We start from the raw sequence: 14686 nt of genomic DNA, 5'->3' as shown, positions 1-14686 counted from the left end.
CAGATGAACAATTCCCCAGGAGCATCCGGCATGACTCTTCCCGCTTCGTTGTTCCTCGATGAACGCCCGCTCGCCCAGGCCATCGCGCCGCCGCCGGAACCTCCCGGCGACGAACCGCAATCGCTGGTCCTGGCGGTCGAGCTGGGACAGGTCGCCCAGCAACTGCGGCATCGCTGGGCGCGCCTCGACCTGAACCTGCCGGAACGCGGCACCTGGCCGCTGGAAAGCTGGCGCCCGGCCTTGCACGAGGCGCTCTACGGCCTGCTCGGCGGCGCCGCGCAGGCCCGCCCGTGGCAGCGCATCACACTGAATCCGGCGCTGGACGCACGCCACGGCCGGCTGCGCCTGGACATCCTCGGCCAGGCGGAAGAAGGCCGGCGCTGGCTGCCGGCGGCCGTGGAAGCCGCCCGACGACTGGCCGGCTGGCAGGGCGGACGACTGCTCTGGCACGCCCAGGGCGCGTATTGGTGCGTACGCCTGCTGTTGCCGCTCAGCCCGGCCAGGCGCTGACGAAGGCCGTCGGGTCGAGTTCCGCCGGCGTGCGCAACTCGCCCATCGGCGTACCCAGGTAGACGAAGCCGATGATCCGCTCCTGCTCGCCGAGCCCCAGGCCGGCGTGCACCACCGGATCGGTGGCCATCTCGCCGGTCCGCCACATCGCCCCCAGTCCCTGGGCATAGGCGCCCAGCACCAGGCCGTGGGCGGCGCAGCCGGCAGCCAGCAGTTGCTCAGCGTGCGGCACCTTCGGGTGGTCCTGCAGGCAAGCGACCGCCACGACCAGCAGCGGTGCGCGCAGCGGCATGTTGCGGGCCTTGGCCAGCGCTTCCTCGGCGGCGTCCGGCTGGCGGCTCGCCAGGGCGCGGGCGTAGAGGTCGCCCAGGGCCCGGCGGCCTTCGCCCTCTACCAGGATGAAGCGCCAGGGCCGCAGTTGCCCGTGGTCCGGGGCACGCAAGGCGACCCGGAACAGCCGGTCGAGCTGCTCCGGCGAGGGCGCGGGATCGCTCAGGCGGGCGTGGGAAACGCGAGTGAGCAAGGCGTCGAGAGCCTCCATGGGCGAACTCCTGTCAGAAACGAAATCGCCATTGTAGACGCAATCGCCAGGCTCACGCCCGCTCTCAGGCGACCCGTCCCGGCGCCAGGTGCGGCTGCAGCGGCGGGGTCAGCGGCGGCAGGCCGTAGGCGGCGCGCGCGGCATCGCAGGCCGGGTTGGGCTGGCCGTTGGCCCAGGCCGCCTCGAACTCGCGGCAGGTACTCGAGCGCTGCTCGTAGACGGTGCAGCGAACGCCGCAACCGACCTCGCCGAGCAGCCCGACGCAGCGTGCCGGCTTGTTCTCGGTACCGCTCATGGCAACCATCTGCGGGCTGATGCGGACGGTCAGTTCGTCGGGTACGACGCCACCTGCGGAACGGCACTCGCCCCAATAGAAAGACACACGAAAATGCGCACAGCAGGCGCCGCAGGTAAGACACGGATTGTCAGTGGACATGGTTGGCAGAACACCAGAGAAACCGGCGAGCGCCGGCGGGCGAAGCGAGATTCTAGCGATTTCGCGGCAGCTGTGAAGAGGGGGGCAGCGGCAGATTTACTCTCCGCGGACGGCTGGTAGAATGGCCGGTCCGCCACAGCCCAGAGCCCCACGATCCATGGCCTTGCCGACCCTACGTATCCTCGGTTTCATCATCGGCATCTTCCTGATCACTCTGGCCGCCAGCATGCTGGTCCCGATCCTGACCATGCTCGCCTTCGACCGTACCGAAGGCATCCAGGCATTCATCTGGTCCAGCGTCGCCACCTTCGTCACCGGCCTCGGCCTGGTCCTGCCGGGGCGTCCCGAGCATGTCCACCTGCGCCCGCGGGACATGTACATGCTCACCGTATCGAGCTGGGTGCTGGTATGCATCTTCGCCGCCCTGCCGTTCGTCCTGCAGCAGCACATCAGCTACACCGATGCCTTCTTCGAAAGCATGTCGGGAATCACCGCCACCGGCTCCACCGTGCTCAGCGGGCTGGACGACATGTCCCCGGGCATCCTCATCTGGCGCTCTCTGCTGCACTGGCTGGGCGGCATCGGCTTCATCGCCATGGCCGTGGCGATCCTGCCGATGCTGCGGATCGGCGGCATGCGCCTGTTCCAGACCGAATCCTCGGACCGCTCGGAAAAAGTCCTGCCACGCTCGCACATGGTCGCCAAGTACATCGTCGCCACCTATGTCGGCATCACCCTGCTCGGCAGCCTGGCCTTCTGGGGCGCGGGCATGAGCCCGTTCGACGCGGTCAACCACGCCATGTCGGCGATTTCCACCGGCGGTTTCTCCACCTCCGACCAATCCCTGGCCAAATGGAAGCAGCCAGCGGTGCACTGGACCGCGGTAGTGGTGATGATCCTCGGCAGCCTGCCGTTCGCGCTCTACGTCGCCACCCTGCGCGGACACCGCAAGGCGCTGATCAAGGACCAGCAGGTCCGCGGCCTGCTCGGCCTGCTGCTGGTGACCTGGCTGCTGATGGGCACCTGGTACGCGGTAACCTCCAAGCTGCCCTGGATGGATGCTTTCCGCATCGTCGCAGTGAACGTCACCTCGGTGGTCACCACCACCGGCTTCGCCCTCGGCGACTACAGCATGTGGGGGCACTTCTCGATCATGCTGTTCTTCTACCTCGGCTTCATCGGCGGTTGCTCCGGTTCTACCGCCGGCGGTATCAAGATCTTCCGCTTCCAGGTCGCCTATACCCTGCTCAAGGCCAACCTCTACCAGTTGATCCATCCGCGCGCAGTGCTCAAGCAGAACTACAACGGCCATCGCCTGGACGAGGAAATCGTCCGCTCGATCCTGACCTTCTCGTTCTTCTTCGCGATCGTCGTCTGCCTGCTCGCCCTCGGCCTGTCGCTGATCGGCCTGGACTGGATGACCGCGCTCACCGGTGCCGCCAGTACCGTGGCCGGCGTAGGCCCGGGGATGGGGCCCATCATCGGCCCCTCGGGCAACTTCGCCAGCCTGCCGGACGCCGCCAAGTGGCTGCTGGCCGCCGGCATGCTGCTCGGTCGCCTGGAGATCATCACCGTGCTGGTCCTGCTGACCCCGGCGTTCTGGCGCCACTGAGCGCTCACGGGCCTGTCTGCAATGGCTCTACTCAGGGACTGAAAAGCCGGTGTAAGCTTCTGCACCATGACGACACAGCCGCAACCCGGCCACGTGAGCCTGGATAGCTCCACCCAGCCCGCCCGCGTCAGAGCCATAGGTGATTGGACGCTCGCCCACTACACGGCTCTGGAGCGCGAGGTGACGCGCCTGCGCAGCGAAGTGGCGGCCAACGCCAGCTTCGACCTGAGCCAACTGGGCGCCCTGGATACCGCCGGCGCCGCCCTGCTCGCCGAATTGCTCGGCGCCGAGCGCCTGGCCGACCTCGCCGAGCTGGAGCCCGGCCTGCCGCGCGAGCGCCAGGCCCTGCTGAAGACCGTCGGCCACGCCCTGCACGACTTCTGCGAGCCGGAGAAACCCAAGCCGCCAACCACCGCCATCGAACTGCTGGCTCGCATCGGTTGTGCCATGGAGACCTTCTGGCTGCACCTCAAGGCACTCCTCGGCTTCATCGGCCTGACCCTGGAGACCCTGTTCCGCAGCCTGGTCCGCCCGGCCAGTTGGCGGGTCACGCCGCTGGTGGCGAACATCGAGAAGAGCGGCCTGGACGCGGTGCCGATCATCGCCCTGCTGACCTTCCTGGTCGGCGCGGTGATCGCCTTCCTCGGCGCCACGGTGCTGGCCAACTTCGGCGCGACCATCTACACGGTCAACCTGGTGGTGTTCTCCTTCCTCCGCGAGTTCGCCGTGCTGCTCACCGCGATCCTCATGGCCGGCCGCACCGCCAGCGCCTTCACCGCGCAGATCGGCTCGATGAAGGCCAACGAGGAGATCGACGCGATCCGCGCCCTCGGCCTCAACCCCATCGAGCTGCTGGTGCTGCCGCGGGTGCTGGCGCTGCTGGTATCGCTACCGATGCTGACCTTCGTCGGCATGCTCTGCGGCATCGTCGGCGGCATGACCGTCTGCGCCTGGACCCTGGACATCCCGCCGGCGATGTTCCTGTCGATCATGGAGGACGGAATCGGCGTACAGCATTTCCTGGTCGGTATCAGCAAGGCCCCGCTGTTCGCCTTCCTGATCGCCGTGATCGGCTGCCTGGAAGGCTTCAAGGTCAGCGGCAGCGCCCAGTCGGTGGGCGAGCACACCACCACCAGCGTGGTCCACTCGATCTTCGTGGTGATCCTGCTCGACGCCCTCGCCGCGCTGTTCTTCATGGAGATGGGCTGGTGAACCAGGACAACCCGCAGGCGATCATCCAGGTCCGCGACCTGTGCAACCGTTTCGGCGCCCAGGCGGTCCACGAGCACCTCGACCTCGACGTCCGTCGCGGCGAGATCCTCGGCGTGGTCGGCGGCTCCGGCACCGGCAAGTCGGTGCTGCTGCGCAGCATCGTCGGCCTGCGCCGGCCGACCTCCGGCAGCGTGCGGGTGTTCGGCGAAGACCTGCTGCAACTGCCAGAGGAGCGCCGCTCCCTGGTCGAACGGCGCTTCGGCGTGCTGTTCCAGCAGGGCGCGCTGTTTTCCTCGCTTACCGTGGTGGAGAACGTCGCCCTGCCGCTGATCGAGAACGCCGGCCTGCCGCGCGCCGACGCCGAGCACCTGGCCCAGGTCAAGCTGGCCCTGGCCGGGCTACCGGCCAACGCCGGCGACAAGTATCCGGCCTCGCTTTCCGGCGGCATGATCAAGCGCGCCGCCCTGGCCCGCGCCCTGGCGCTGGACCCGGACATCCTGTTCCTCGACGAGCCCACCGCCGGCCTCGACCCGATCGGCGCGGCGGCCTTCGACAACCTGATCCGTACCCTGCGCGACGCCCTCGGCCTGACCGTGTTCCTGGTCACCCATGACCTGGACACCCTGTACACCATCTGCGACCGGGTCGCCGTGCTGTCGCAGAAGAAGGTCCTGGTAGTCGATACCCTGGAACGGGTCGCCGCCACCGACGACGCCTGGGTCCGCGAATACTTCCACGGGCCGCGCGGGCGCGCCGCCCACCAAGCCGCCGCCGTGCCGGAGAATCACTGAGATGGAAACCCGAGCCCACCATGTGTTGATCGGCCTGTTCAGCGTGATCGTGATCGGCGCCGCCCTGCTCTTCGGCCTGTGGCTGGCCAAGTCCGGCTCGGAGGGCAAGTTCAACTACTACGACATCGTCTTCAACGAAGCGGTCAGCGGCCTTTCCCAGGGCAGCTCGGTGCAGTACAGCGGGATCAAGGTCGGCGACGTGGCCTTCCTCCGCCTCGATCCGAAGGACCCGCGCAAGGTCTGGGCACGCATCCGCGTGGTGGCCAGCGCGCCGATCAAGCAGGACACCACCGCCAAGCTGGCGCTCACCGGGATCACCGGCACCTCGATCATCCAGCTCAGCAGCGGCACGCCCGCCAGCCCGATGCTGGAGGGCAAGGACGGGAAGATCCCGGTGATCGTCGCCACGCCCTCGCCGCTGACCCAGTTACTGAGCAACGGCGAAGACCTGATGGGCAACATCAACCAGCTCATCGCGCGCTTCAGCAACCTGCTCTCCGAGGAAAACACAGCGCGCATCAGCCGCACCCTCGACCATCTCGACCAGGCCACCGGCGCGCTCTCCGCCGAGCGCGAGAACGTCAGCGCGGTGATGCAGCAGTTGGCCCAGGCGAGCAGGCAGGCCAACGCCGCCCTGGCCCAGGCCAGCGAGTTGATGCGCAGCGCCAACGGCCTGCTCAACGAGCAAGGCAAGGGGATGCTGGAAAACGCCAACAAGACCATGGCTTCGCTGGAGCGCACCAGCGCCACCCTCGACCAGTTGATCAGCGAGAATCGCCACTCGCTGGACGGCGGCATCCAGGGACTCGCCGAGCTGGGCCCGGCGGTCAGCGAACTGCGCGATACCCTGGCGGCACTGCGCGGAATCAGCCGGCGCCTGGAAGAGAACCCGGCGAACTACCTGCTGGGCCGGGAAAAAACCAAGGAGTTCACCCCATGAGGCTCGCCCTTCGCCCGCTGCGTCGCCTGTCCCTGGCCGCCGGCCTGGCCGCGCTCGCCACCCTCGGCGCCTGCTCGATCCTGCCGGAGGCGCAGGTCCTCCAGGTCTACCTGCTACCGGTGCACAACCCTCCGGCCAGCGCCGCCGCGCGGCCGGTCGACTGGTCGCTGCGGATCGCCCGGCCGCGTACCAGCCTGGTGCTGGAGAGCCCGCGCATCGCGGTGCGCCCGCACGGCGACGAAATCAGCGTGTACCAGGGCGCGCGCTGGAGCGATCCGGCGCCGTCGCTGCTGCGCGATCGTCTGATGCAGGCGTTCCAGGCCGACGGCCGGGTCCGCGGCCTGAGCAGCGACGACAGCAACCTGCAGGCCGATTTCGAACTGGGCGGCGACCTTCGCGCCTTCCAGACCGAGTACCCGAACGGCCAGGCCAGCGCGCTGATCCGCTACGACGCGCGCCTGGTGCGTACCGACGACAAGCGCGTGGTCGCCAGCCGGCGTTTCGAGGTCAGCCAGCCGGTGGATGGCAAGAAGGTCGCGGCGGTGGTCAGCGCCTTCGGCAAGGCCGGCGATACGCTGTCGGCCCAGGTTCTCGACTGGACCCTACGCCAGGCCTCGGCGCAACCCGCCGTGCAGCCCTGAAGCGTCCCGCCTGGCCTGGCGACTAGCCCGGGCGCTCCTGGCGGCGCGCCCGGTATTCGTTGGGCGTGCAGCCGAACCAGCGGCGGAATGCCCGGAAGAAATTGCTCGGATCGGCGAAACCCAGCAGGTAGGCGACTTCCAGCAAGGTCAGGCCGGGCTGCTGGAGATACTGTTCGGCCATATCCCGGCGCGTGTCGTCGAGCAGTTGCTGGTAGCTGGTGCCTTCTTCCTGGAGGCGCCGTTGCAAGGTGCGCTGCGACAGGTGCAGCGCCTGGGCCACCCGTTCGCGCTTGGGTTCTCCCTGCGGCAGCAGCCGGCACAAGGTCTGCCGGGTCAGATGGGTAATGCGGCTGGTACTGAAACGCGCCAGGTATTCGCCGGCGAAGCGATCGTGCAACTGGGCCAGCGCCTCGTTGGCCGAGGGTAGCGGCGTCTCGAGGTCGACGCGGGAAAACACCAGCGCGAACTCCTCGGCGTGAAAGCGCAGCGGCGCGCGGAACAGCTCGACATAGGGTGCCAGCGGCTCGCGGGGCGCGCCGGGCAGTTCCACCGCCAGCGGGTCCAGCGACCGGCCGGTGATCCAGCGGACCATGTCCACCAGGTAGGCCAGCGAGCATTCGGCACTCTGCGGTGGCGCCGGCAGGCGATCGCCATGCACCGTGACGCCGATTCGATAGCCCTGCGGCGTGCGGCGGAAAGTCAGGTCGGACGCTTCCGCGATGATCCGCTGGTAGCGCTCCAGGCGCGCGAAGCCTTCCGCCAGGTTGCGGCTCGACATCAGCGCATAGCCGACGACGTGGAAAGCCGGGCGCCGGACCCGGGCGATGTTCAGGGCGATCGCCGGGTTGCCGCTGAGCGCCACCGCACGCTGCCACAGACGGCTCATGGCGTCCTGCGGGAAGCGCGCGTCGGGGTCCTGCAAGGCCTGGTAGTCGAGGCCCAGCTCGGCGAACAGCTGGCGTCCGTCTAGGCCTTCCAGCTCCAGGGCGAGGACGATGCCCTGGACCCAGCTGGACAAGGTTGTACGTTCCGGCATCGGTCTCTTCTTGTTCTGGCGGGAGGCACGCCGACCGTCGTCCGGCCTGGCGGCCCAAGGATACTAAACTGGCCCTGTATGTCATCCGCGACATCGTGCGGCCCGCACTACACTGCGCGGACACAACGAGAGGAGGCATTCCATGAGCAGCCCTGATGACGAGCGTTTCCACAGTTTCGCCGAGTTCTACCCCTACTACCTGCAGGAACACAGCAACGCGGTGTGCCGCCGCCTGCACTACGTCGGCAGCCTGCTGGTGCTGGCGGTGCTCTTCCACGCCGTGGCCAGCCAGCAGTGGCTATGGCTGCTGGCGCTGCCGCTGGTGGGCTACGGCTTCGCCTGGGTCGGCCACTTCGTCTTCGAGAAGAACCGCCCGGCCACCTTCAAGTACCCGCTGTGGTCGTTCATGGGCGACTGGGTGATGCTCAAGGACGCTTTCACCGGCCGCATCCGCTTCTGACCCATCCGCGCGGCTGGCCCCCGGGCCGGTCGCTCCCCCGGGACGACCGTCGGTCCCGGATCGGCGCGCTTTCCTGAACTATCGATCAGCTGTCACTGGCCGCCGCGCAAACGCTTGGTTAAGATTCCGCCAGCAACCTGGCCACCCGCCATTCCCCAGGCGGAAAGCTCACGAGGCCGAGCCGGGACGAAAATACACAGGGATCCTCTCCAGCGCATGAAGCCTACCCTCCCCGACCGCTCGCCGACGAGCCGGTCCGTCGCGTCCATGCGTGAATACTATTCGCGCGTGCTGGCCTATATCGCCTGTGGCGCCAGCATCGCGGCGGGAACCTACACCCAGTATTTCAGCTACGGCATCCTCTGGATGGTGCCCTATGCGCTGCTCTACCCGCACCTGGCGTACCACCTCGGCCAGCGCTTCCGCCAGCACGACCCGCGCAAGGTGACCCGCGCCCTGCTCGCGGTCGACGCCGTGCACTGTGGCCTGGGCATGGCGCTGCTCGGCTTCTCCGTGGTGCCCAGCCTGATGTTCCTGCTGGTGCTGAGCTTCACCGCGCTGGTCATCGGCGGCCTGCGCCTGCTCGGCATGGCCTTGCTGGTATCGGCCAGCAGCGCCCTGCTGGTCGCCGTGCTCGTCGCCCCGCCGCTGCTGGGCAATACCCCGGTCGAGGTGGCCGCGGTCAGCATCCTGTTCTGCGGACTGTACATCTGCATCACCGCCTTCTTCGGCCACCAGCAGGGCCTGCGCCTGGCCCAGGTGCGCCAGGAGATCGCCCGCGAGCAGGAAAAGGCCGCGCGGCTCGCGCGCAACCTGGCCAAGTACCTGTCGCCGCAGGTCTGGGAAATGATCTTCAGCGGCAAGAAGAGCGTGCGCCTGGAAACCCAGCGCAAGAAGCTCACCGTGTTCTTCTCCGACATCCGCGGCTTCACCGAGCTATCCGAGGAACTGGAAGCCGAGGCCCTGACCGACCTGCTCAACAACTACCTCAACGAAATGTCGAAGATCGCCCTCAAGTACGGCGGCACCATCGACAAGTTCGTCGGCGACTGCGTCATGGTGTTCTTCGGCGACCCCAGCACCCAGGGCGCGAAGAAGGACGCCGTGGCTGCGGTATCGATGGGCATCGCCATGCGCAAGCACATGAAGGTGCTACGCCAGCAGTGGCGGGCCCAGGGCATCACCAAGCCGCTGGAAATCCGCATGGGCATCAACACCGGCTATTGCACGGTGGGCAACTTCGGCGCCGACACGCGCATGGACTACACCATCATCGGCCGCGAGGTGAACCTCGCCAGCCGCCTGGAAAGCGCCTCGGAAGCCGGCGAAATCCTCATTTCCCACGAGACCTACTCGCTGATCAAGGACGTGATCATGTGCCGCGACAAGGGCCAGATCGCGGTCAAGGGCTTCAGCCGCCCGGTGCAGATCTACCAGGTGGTGGACTCGCGCCGCGACCTCGGCGCCGCGCCCAGCTACGTCGAGCACGAATTGCCCGGCTTCTCCATGTACCTGGACACCAACAACATCCAGAACTACGACAAGGAACGGGTCATCCAGGCCCTGCAACAGGCCGCCGAACGCCTGCGCGACAAGGTCATCCTCTAAGTTCGTCGAACGCCGCCGGCAGTTCGTCGCGCCATTCCGGCGCAGTCCGCGGGCCGCTCGCCTGCAGCGCCAGGAACTCCTCCGCCGAAACCCGCCAGGACTGCTCCCGCGCCCAGCGCCCGCAGGCCTGGCGATCCAGCGCCAGCGCCTGGCGGCAGGCTTCGCCAAGATCCTCGTGCATGACCCCGGTCACGCCCTGCTGCAATACATCCAGCGGCCCCGGCACGGCGAAGGCCGCCACCGGCACGCCACAGGCCAGGGCTTCGAGCATCACCAGGCCATAGGTATCGGTCAGCGAGGGGAACACCAGCACCGAGGCCGCCCGGTAGGCGTCGGCCAGCGCGCGGCCATGGCGGTAGCCGAGAAAACGCGCCTGTGGATAGCGCTGCTCCAGCGCCGCCCGCTGCGGGCCGTCGCCCACCAGCCATTTTTCGCCCGGCAGTTCGAGATCGAGGAACGCCTCCAGGTTCTTTTCCGTCGCCAGCCGCCCGACATACAGGAACACCGGCGGCCGCTCTTTCGCCGGAGGTGTCTCGGCGGGATGGAACAGTTCGGTATCGACGCCCTTGCGCCACAGCCGCAGGTGCTGGAAGCGCCAGGCGCAGAACTCGTCGCGCAGGCGCGGGGTGCTCACCAGCACCGCCCGGCTCGGCCGATGGAAGGTGCGCAGGAAGGCATAGCCCCAGGACAACGGCAGCCACGGACAGCGGTCACGCAGGTATTCGGGAAAGCGCGTATGGATCGCCGAGGTGAAGTCCAGGCCGCGCTTGCCCAGCCAGCGCCGCGCGGCCCAGCCGAGCGGCCCCTCGGTGGCCAGGTGCACGGCATCCGGGGCGAAGGCCTCGATCAACCCGCCGAGGCGCCAGAGGTTCCAGGCCAGGGGGATTTCCGGATAGCTGGGACAGGGCAGGCAGCGGAAGTCGGCGGGCGACAGCACCCGTACCTGGTGGCCCAGCAGTTCCAGCTCGCGCTGCAGGGCCAGCAGGCTGGTGACGACTCCGTTGACTTGCGGTAACCAGGCGTCGCTGACAATCAATAGCCTCATGCCGCCGGCTCGACCGCCGCGGCCTGCGCCGCCAGCCGCGCCTGCTCCTCGGCCAGGCGGTAGAGCTGGATGCTGCCGTCCCAGTGTTCGATCAGCGCCGTGCAGGATTCTACCCAGTCGCCGCAGTTGAGGTAGTCGACGCCCTCGATGCGGCGGATCTCGGCATGGTGGATGTGCCCGCAGACCACCCCGTCGAGCCCGCGCTTGTGACACTCGTGGGCGATGGCTTCCTCGAAGTCGCTGATGAAGTTCACCGCGGTCTTGACCTTGTGCTTGAGGTACGCCGACAGCGACCAGTAGCCGTAGCCCCAGCGCCGCCGCCAGTGGTTCAGCCAACGGTTGAGGAGCAGGGTGAACTCGTAGGCGGAGTCGCCGAGGAACGCCAGCCAGCGGTGGTAGCGGGTGATCACGTCGAACTGGTCGCCGTGTATCACCAGCAGCTTGCGGCCGTCGGCGGTACTGTGCACCGCCTCGTCGACCAGGCGGATGTTGCCGAGGATCAGGCTCGAATAGCGGCGCAGGAATTCGTCATGGTTGCCGGTGACGTAGATCACCTCGGTGCCGCGCTTGCTCAGGGTGAGCAGGCGGCGGATCACGTTGGTGTGCGCCTGCGGCCAGTAGATGCCGCCGCGCAGCTTCCAGCCGTCGATGATGTCGCCCACCAGGTAGATGCGATCGGCGTGGTAGCGCTTGAGGAACGCCGCCAGGTGTTCGGCCTGGCAATCCCGCGTCCCCAGGTGGACATCCGAGATCCACAGGGTCCGAACCCGCTGCTTGCGGTTCGAGGTGAAGCGTTGCGCGGTGCTCATCGGCGGGTCTCCGACGGTGTTTTTCCGATCTTGGACGGCGCCGGTGAAACGACTGTGACAGGCCGGCGACCGTTGCGTGACAGGGCGCGACTGTCTGTCGCCGGCGCCAGCGGGTAGACTGGGCGCCTGCCTCCGGGAGCTTCGCCATGGGTTCGATCCTTTCCCTGCGCCACTACAGCCACGACCAGATCGTCCACAGCCATGACCATGCCCAATTGGTCCTGGGCCTCAGCGGCTGCCTCGACTTCGAGGTCGAGGGGCGCGGCAGCCGCGTGTTGCGGCAGACCTTCGCGGTGGTGCCGGCGCAAGCCCGGCATGCCTGCTCGAGTCCCGCCGGCAGCCGCTGCCTGGTCCTCGACCTGCCCTGCGACGGCAGCCTGCTGCTGGGCCTGGGCGAACACGCCGAAGCCGGTCGGCGGCTGTTCGAGCGACCGCAGGCGCTGTCGCTGACGCCCGCCCAGGGCCAACTGGTGAACTGGCTGGCCAGCGGCCCGATCAACGACCCGGTGATCGCCCACCAGGGCGCCGGCCTGCTCCTCGCCAGCCTGGCCAGCGAGCGCCAGCCGCCGCGCCAGCAGCCCCGCCTGCCACTGGCCAGCCTCGACGCCTACCTCGACCGCCATGCCGCCCATCCGCTACAGGTAGCCGACCTGGCGCGGCTGGCCGGTCTTTCGGTGGCGCGCTTCCACAGCCTGTTCCTCGCCGAGACCGGACAGACGCCCATGGACTACGCGCGCAGCCGACGCCTGCACCAGGCCCACGAACTGTTGCTGGAGAGCAGCCTGGCGGTGGGCGAGATCGCCGCCCGGGTCGGCTACGCCTCGCAGAGCGCCTTCACCGCAGCGCTGGTCCGCGAGTTCGGCGTCACCCCGCGACAACTGCGTCGCGAGTCCCGCGACAAAACCGGCTAGCCGCACGACAGACAAATCCGTCACGACTCCTTACTCTCTGCCCATCGACAGAACAGGAGTCAGCATGGACATCATCGAATGGCAGGATTTCGAACGCGTCGAACTGCGCGTCGGCACCATCCTCAGCGCCGCTCCCAACCCCAAGGCACGCAAACCCGCCTATGTCCTCGAGGTCGACCTCGGACCGCTCGGCCTGCGCACCTCCAGCGCGCAACTGACCGCACACTACCAGGCCGAGCAACTGGTCGGACGCCAGGTCCTCTGCGTCTGCAACTTCGCTCCGAAGCAGATCGCCGGGGTGCGCTCGGAGGTCCTGGTCACCGGGGTCTACGATAGCGAGGACAAGGTGGTCCTGGCCGGCTTCGACAAGCCCCTGCCCAACGGTGCGCGCCTGGCCTGAAGGATCCCCATGAATCGACGTTCCGCCCTCGCCGCCCTGCACGGCGGCGCCCTCCTCTTCGGCCTGACCGGGGTGTTCGGCAAGCTGGCCAGCGCCTCCCCCGGGGTGATCGTGTTCGGTCGTGCGCTGTTCGCGGTGCTCGCCCTCGGCCTCTTCGCCCGCCTCGCGGGCCAGGCCTGGCGCGCCCTGGGACCCGCGCAATGGCTGCGCCTGGCGCTCTGCGGCCTGCTCCTGGCCGGCCACTGGGTGAGTTTCTTCATCGCCGTGAAGACCGCCGGCGTGGCCATCGCCACCCTCGGCTTCGCCAGCTTCCCGGCCTTCACGGTAATCCTCGAAGGGCTGCTCTTCCGCGAGCGCATTCATCTCGCGGAAGGACTGCTGGTGGTCCTGGTCAGCCTTGGCCTGGTGCTGGTCACGCCGAACTTCGACCTCGCCAGCGGCGCCACCCTCGGCCTGCTCTGGGCGATCCTTTCCGGCCTGCTGTTCGCCCTGCTGTCGCTGGCCAACCGTAGCAACAGCGGGCAGGTCGGCCCGGTGCAGGCGGCGCTCTGGCAGAACCTGGTAGTCGCCCTGTGCCTGCTGCCATTCGCGGTCGGCGAACTACCGGCGCTACCCGCTCTCGACTGGCTCTGGCTGGCCCTGCTGGGCGTCTTCTGCACCGGCCTGGCGCACAGCCTGTTCGTGGCCAGCCTGGCGGTGGTCAAGGCCCGCACCGCGGCGCTGGTATTCGCCCTGGAGCCGGTCTACGGGATCGCCTTCGCCTGGCTGCTGTTCCATGAGACGCCGGGGCCGCGGATGTTCCTCGGCGGTGCCCTGATCATCCTCGCCATCGTGCTGTCGGCGCGCCTCGGTGCACGGGGCAGGAAAACCGCAGTCGGCGACGAACGAGGCGATCCCGAGCGCGCCTGAATCCGCCCCGGCCGTCACACCGGCAACCATCGAAAGTCCGCAGGGAATAAAAAAACCCGGTCGAACACGCGGGGGAAGGGGTTCGACCGGGTGCTGCGTCCAATCACCGGAGCGTTGGCAGAGGGACGCAAAGGGAGGTGTCGGTTTCCAGCGCCTGCCGCATCCGCTCACGGGCTCGCGCCAGGCCTTTCTCACGGAATTCCGGGCCCATGTTCATGCCCTCCGCGTGGATGAAGGTGACGTCGTGGATGCCGACGAAGCCCAGCACCTGGCGCAGATAGGGTTCCTGGTGATCGAGACCACCGCCGGCGTAGATCCCGCCGCGGGCGGTGAGAACGAAGGCGCGCTTGCCCTGTAGCAGGCCTTCCGGCCCCTGCTCGGCGTAACGGAAGGTCAGGCCGGCGCGCAGCACATGGTCGAACCAGCTCTTCAGGCTGCTGGGAATGGCGAAGTTGTACATCGGTGCCGCCAGCACCAGCACGTCCGCCATCCGCAACTCCTCGGTCAGGCGATTGGAACGCTCGAGGGCGCGCCTTTCCGCAGCGCTATGGCCATCACAGGGGGTGGTCCAGGCTCCCAGCAATAATTCATCGAGGTGCGGCAGCGGCTCGCGCGCCAGGTCGCGAACCTGGAAGCGATCAGCGGGATGCGCGATTTTCCAGTGGGAGATGAATTCCGCCGTCAGCAGGCGGGAAACCGAGCCCCGTTGGCGGGCACTGCTCTCGATAACCAGGACACGGGACATGACTCGACCTCCACCCACTGCGCTACAACGATGGAGGTGAGGGTAGAGAATGATTAATCGATTAAAAAGTTGAAAAAACC

Annotated in this window: 17 protein-coding genes; 11 read left to right on the top strand and 6 right to left on the bottom strand. The window is 67.8% G+C overall.

Annotated elements, in window-relative coordinates:
• Positions 1–30: 30 nt before the first annotated feature.
• Entirely contained in the window at positions 31–510 is a 480-nt protein-coding gene (locus AT700_RS08790) for a hypothetical protein (RefSeq protein ID WP_003114829.1), read from the top strand.
• Here the strand turns inward: AT700_RS08790 and AT700_RS08785 are convergent.
• Together AT700_RS08785 and AT700_RS08780 are read right to left on the bottom strand one after the other, a co-directional pair.
• The gene (locus AT700_RS08785) at positions 491–1051 is read right to left on the bottom strand and encodes a nitroreductase family protein (protein WP_003114828.1); all 561 of its coding nucleotides are present in this window, start codon (positions 1049–1051) and stop codon (positions 491–493) included. The two genes, AT700_RS08790 and AT700_RS08785, sit on opposite strands and share 20 nt — an antisense overlap.
• A 64-nt stretch (positions 1052–1115) precedes the next feature.
• Positions 1116–1487 carry a YkgJ family cysteine cluster protein gene (locus tag AT700_RS08780; RefSeq protein WP_003114826.1) on the bottom strand — a complete coding sequence of 124 codons (372 nt, stop codon included), beginning with the start codon at positions 1485–1487 and terminating at the stop codon, positions 1116–1118.
• Between the two features lie 157 nt (positions 1488–1644).
• Between AT700_RS08780 and AT700_RS08775 the strand changes: the two genes are divergently transcribed.
• From AT700_RS08775 to AT700_RS08755, 5 genes are all read left to right on the top strand, one after another.
• Entirely contained in the window at positions 1645–3099 is a 1455-nt protein-coding gene (locus AT700_RS08775; RefSeq protein WP_003114825.1) for a TrkH family potassium uptake protein, read from the top strand.
• Positions 3100–3165: 66 nt separating this feature from the next.
• Complete coding sequence (locus tag AT700_RS08770) at positions 3166–4311, top strand: MlaE family ABC transporter permease (protein WP_003452815.1); 1146 nt, start codon at positions 3166–3168, stop codon at positions 4309–4311.
• On the top strand, positions 4308–5102 hold the full coding sequence (locus AT700_RS08765) for an ABC transporter ATP-binding protein (RefSeq protein ID WP_003114823.1): 795 nt from the start codon (positions 4308–4310) through the stop codon (positions 5100–5102). The genes AT700_RS08770 and AT700_RS08765 overlap by 4 nt, the downstream gene beginning before the upstream one ends.
• Position 5103: 1 nt before the next feature.
• A complete protein-coding gene (locus AT700_RS08760) occupies positions 5104–6042 on the top strand; it encodes an MlaD family protein (RefSeq protein WP_003114822.1) in 939 nt (312 codons plus the stop codon).
• Positions 6039–6683, top strand: coding sequence for an ABC-type transport auxiliary lipoprotein family protein (locus AT700_RS08755; RefSeq protein WP_003109195.1), 645 nt, complete (start codon positions 6039–6041; stop codon positions 6681–6683). The genes AT700_RS08760 and AT700_RS08755 overlap by 4 nt, the downstream gene beginning before the upstream one ends.
• A gap of 22 nt (positions 6684–6705) precedes the next feature.
• Here AT700_RS08755 and AT700_RS08750 read toward each other — a convergent pair whose 3' ends face one another.
• Positions 6706–7719 (bottom strand): AraC family transcriptional regulator, encoded by a 1014-nt coding sequence (locus AT700_RS08750; RefSeq protein WP_003114821.1) that lies wholly within the window; start codon positions 7717–7719, stop codon positions 6706–6708.
• Positions 7720–7861: 142 nt separating this feature from the next.
• Between AT700_RS08750 and AT700_RS08745 the strand changes: the two genes are divergently transcribed.
• Together AT700_RS08745 and AT700_RS08740 are read left to right on the top strand one after the other, a co-directional pair.
• Positions 7862–8179, top strand: a complete 318-nt coding sequence (locus AT700_RS08745; RefSeq protein WP_003114819.1) for an Mpo1-like protein — start codon at positions 7862–7864, stop codon at positions 8177–8179.
• A gap of 216 nt (positions 8180–8395) precedes the next feature.
• Positions 8396–9787, top strand: coding sequence for a protein CyaB (locus tag AT700_RS08740; protein ID WP_003124349.1), 1392 nt, complete (start codon positions 8396–8398; stop codon positions 9785–9787).
• Here AT700_RS08740 and AT700_RS08735 read toward each other — a convergent pair.
• On the bottom strand, positions 9777–10832 hold the full coding sequence (locus AT700_RS08735) for a glycosyltransferase family 4 protein (protein WP_003114817.1): 1056 nt from the start codon (positions 10830–10832) through the stop codon (positions 9777–9779). The two genes, AT700_RS08740 and AT700_RS08735, sit on opposite strands and share 11 nt — an antisense overlap.
• The gene (locus AT700_RS08730; RefSeq protein WP_003091510.1) at positions 10829–11641 is read right to left on the bottom strand and encodes a UDP-2,3-diacylglucosamine diphosphatase; all 813 of its coding nucleotides are present in this window, start codon (positions 11639–11641) and stop codon (positions 10829–10831) included. The genes AT700_RS08735 and AT700_RS08730 overlap by 4 nt, the downstream gene beginning before the upstream one ends.
• A 146-nt stretch (positions 11642–11787) precedes the next feature.
• Between AT700_RS08730 and AT700_RS08725 the strand changes: the two genes are divergently transcribed.
• The 3 genes from AT700_RS08725 to AT700_RS08715 all read left to right on the top strand — a co-directional run bounded on the left by AT700_RS08725 (position 11788) and on the right by AT700_RS08715 (position 13861).
• A complete protein-coding gene (locus tag AT700_RS08725) occupies positions 11788–12552 on the top strand; it encodes a helix-turn-helix domain-containing protein (RefSeq protein WP_033952440.1) in 765 nt (254 codons plus the stop codon).
• A gap of 64 nt (positions 12553–12616) precedes the next feature.
• Complete coding sequence (locus tag AT700_RS08720; protein ID WP_003109191.1) at positions 12617–12952, top strand: tRNA-binding protein; 336 nt, start codon at positions 12617–12619, stop codon at positions 12950–12952.
• Positions 12953–12961: 9 nt separating this feature from the next.
• A complete protein-coding gene (locus AT700_RS08715) occupies positions 12962–13861 on the top strand; it encodes a DMT family transporter (protein WP_003116401.1) in 900 nt (299 codons plus the stop codon).
• Positions 13862–13964: 103 nt separating this feature from the next.
• On the opposite strand, the gene azoR3 is transcribed toward AT700_RS08715, so the two are convergent.
• Complete coding sequence (gene azoR3 / locus AT700_RS08710) at positions 13965–14606, bottom strand: FMN-dependent NADH-azoreductase AzoR3 (protein ID WP_003114814.1); 642 nt, start codon at positions 14604–14606, stop codon at positions 13965–13967.
• Positions 14607–14686: the final 80 nt, after the last annotated feature.

The organism is Pseudomonas aeruginosa, from assembly GCF_001457615.1.
Lineage (GTDB): Bacteria > Pseudomonadota > Gammaproteobacteria > Pseudomonadales > Pseudomonadaceae > Pseudomonas > Pseudomonas aeruginosa.
This window is presented reverse-complemented; position numbering and strand designations above follow the sequence as displayed.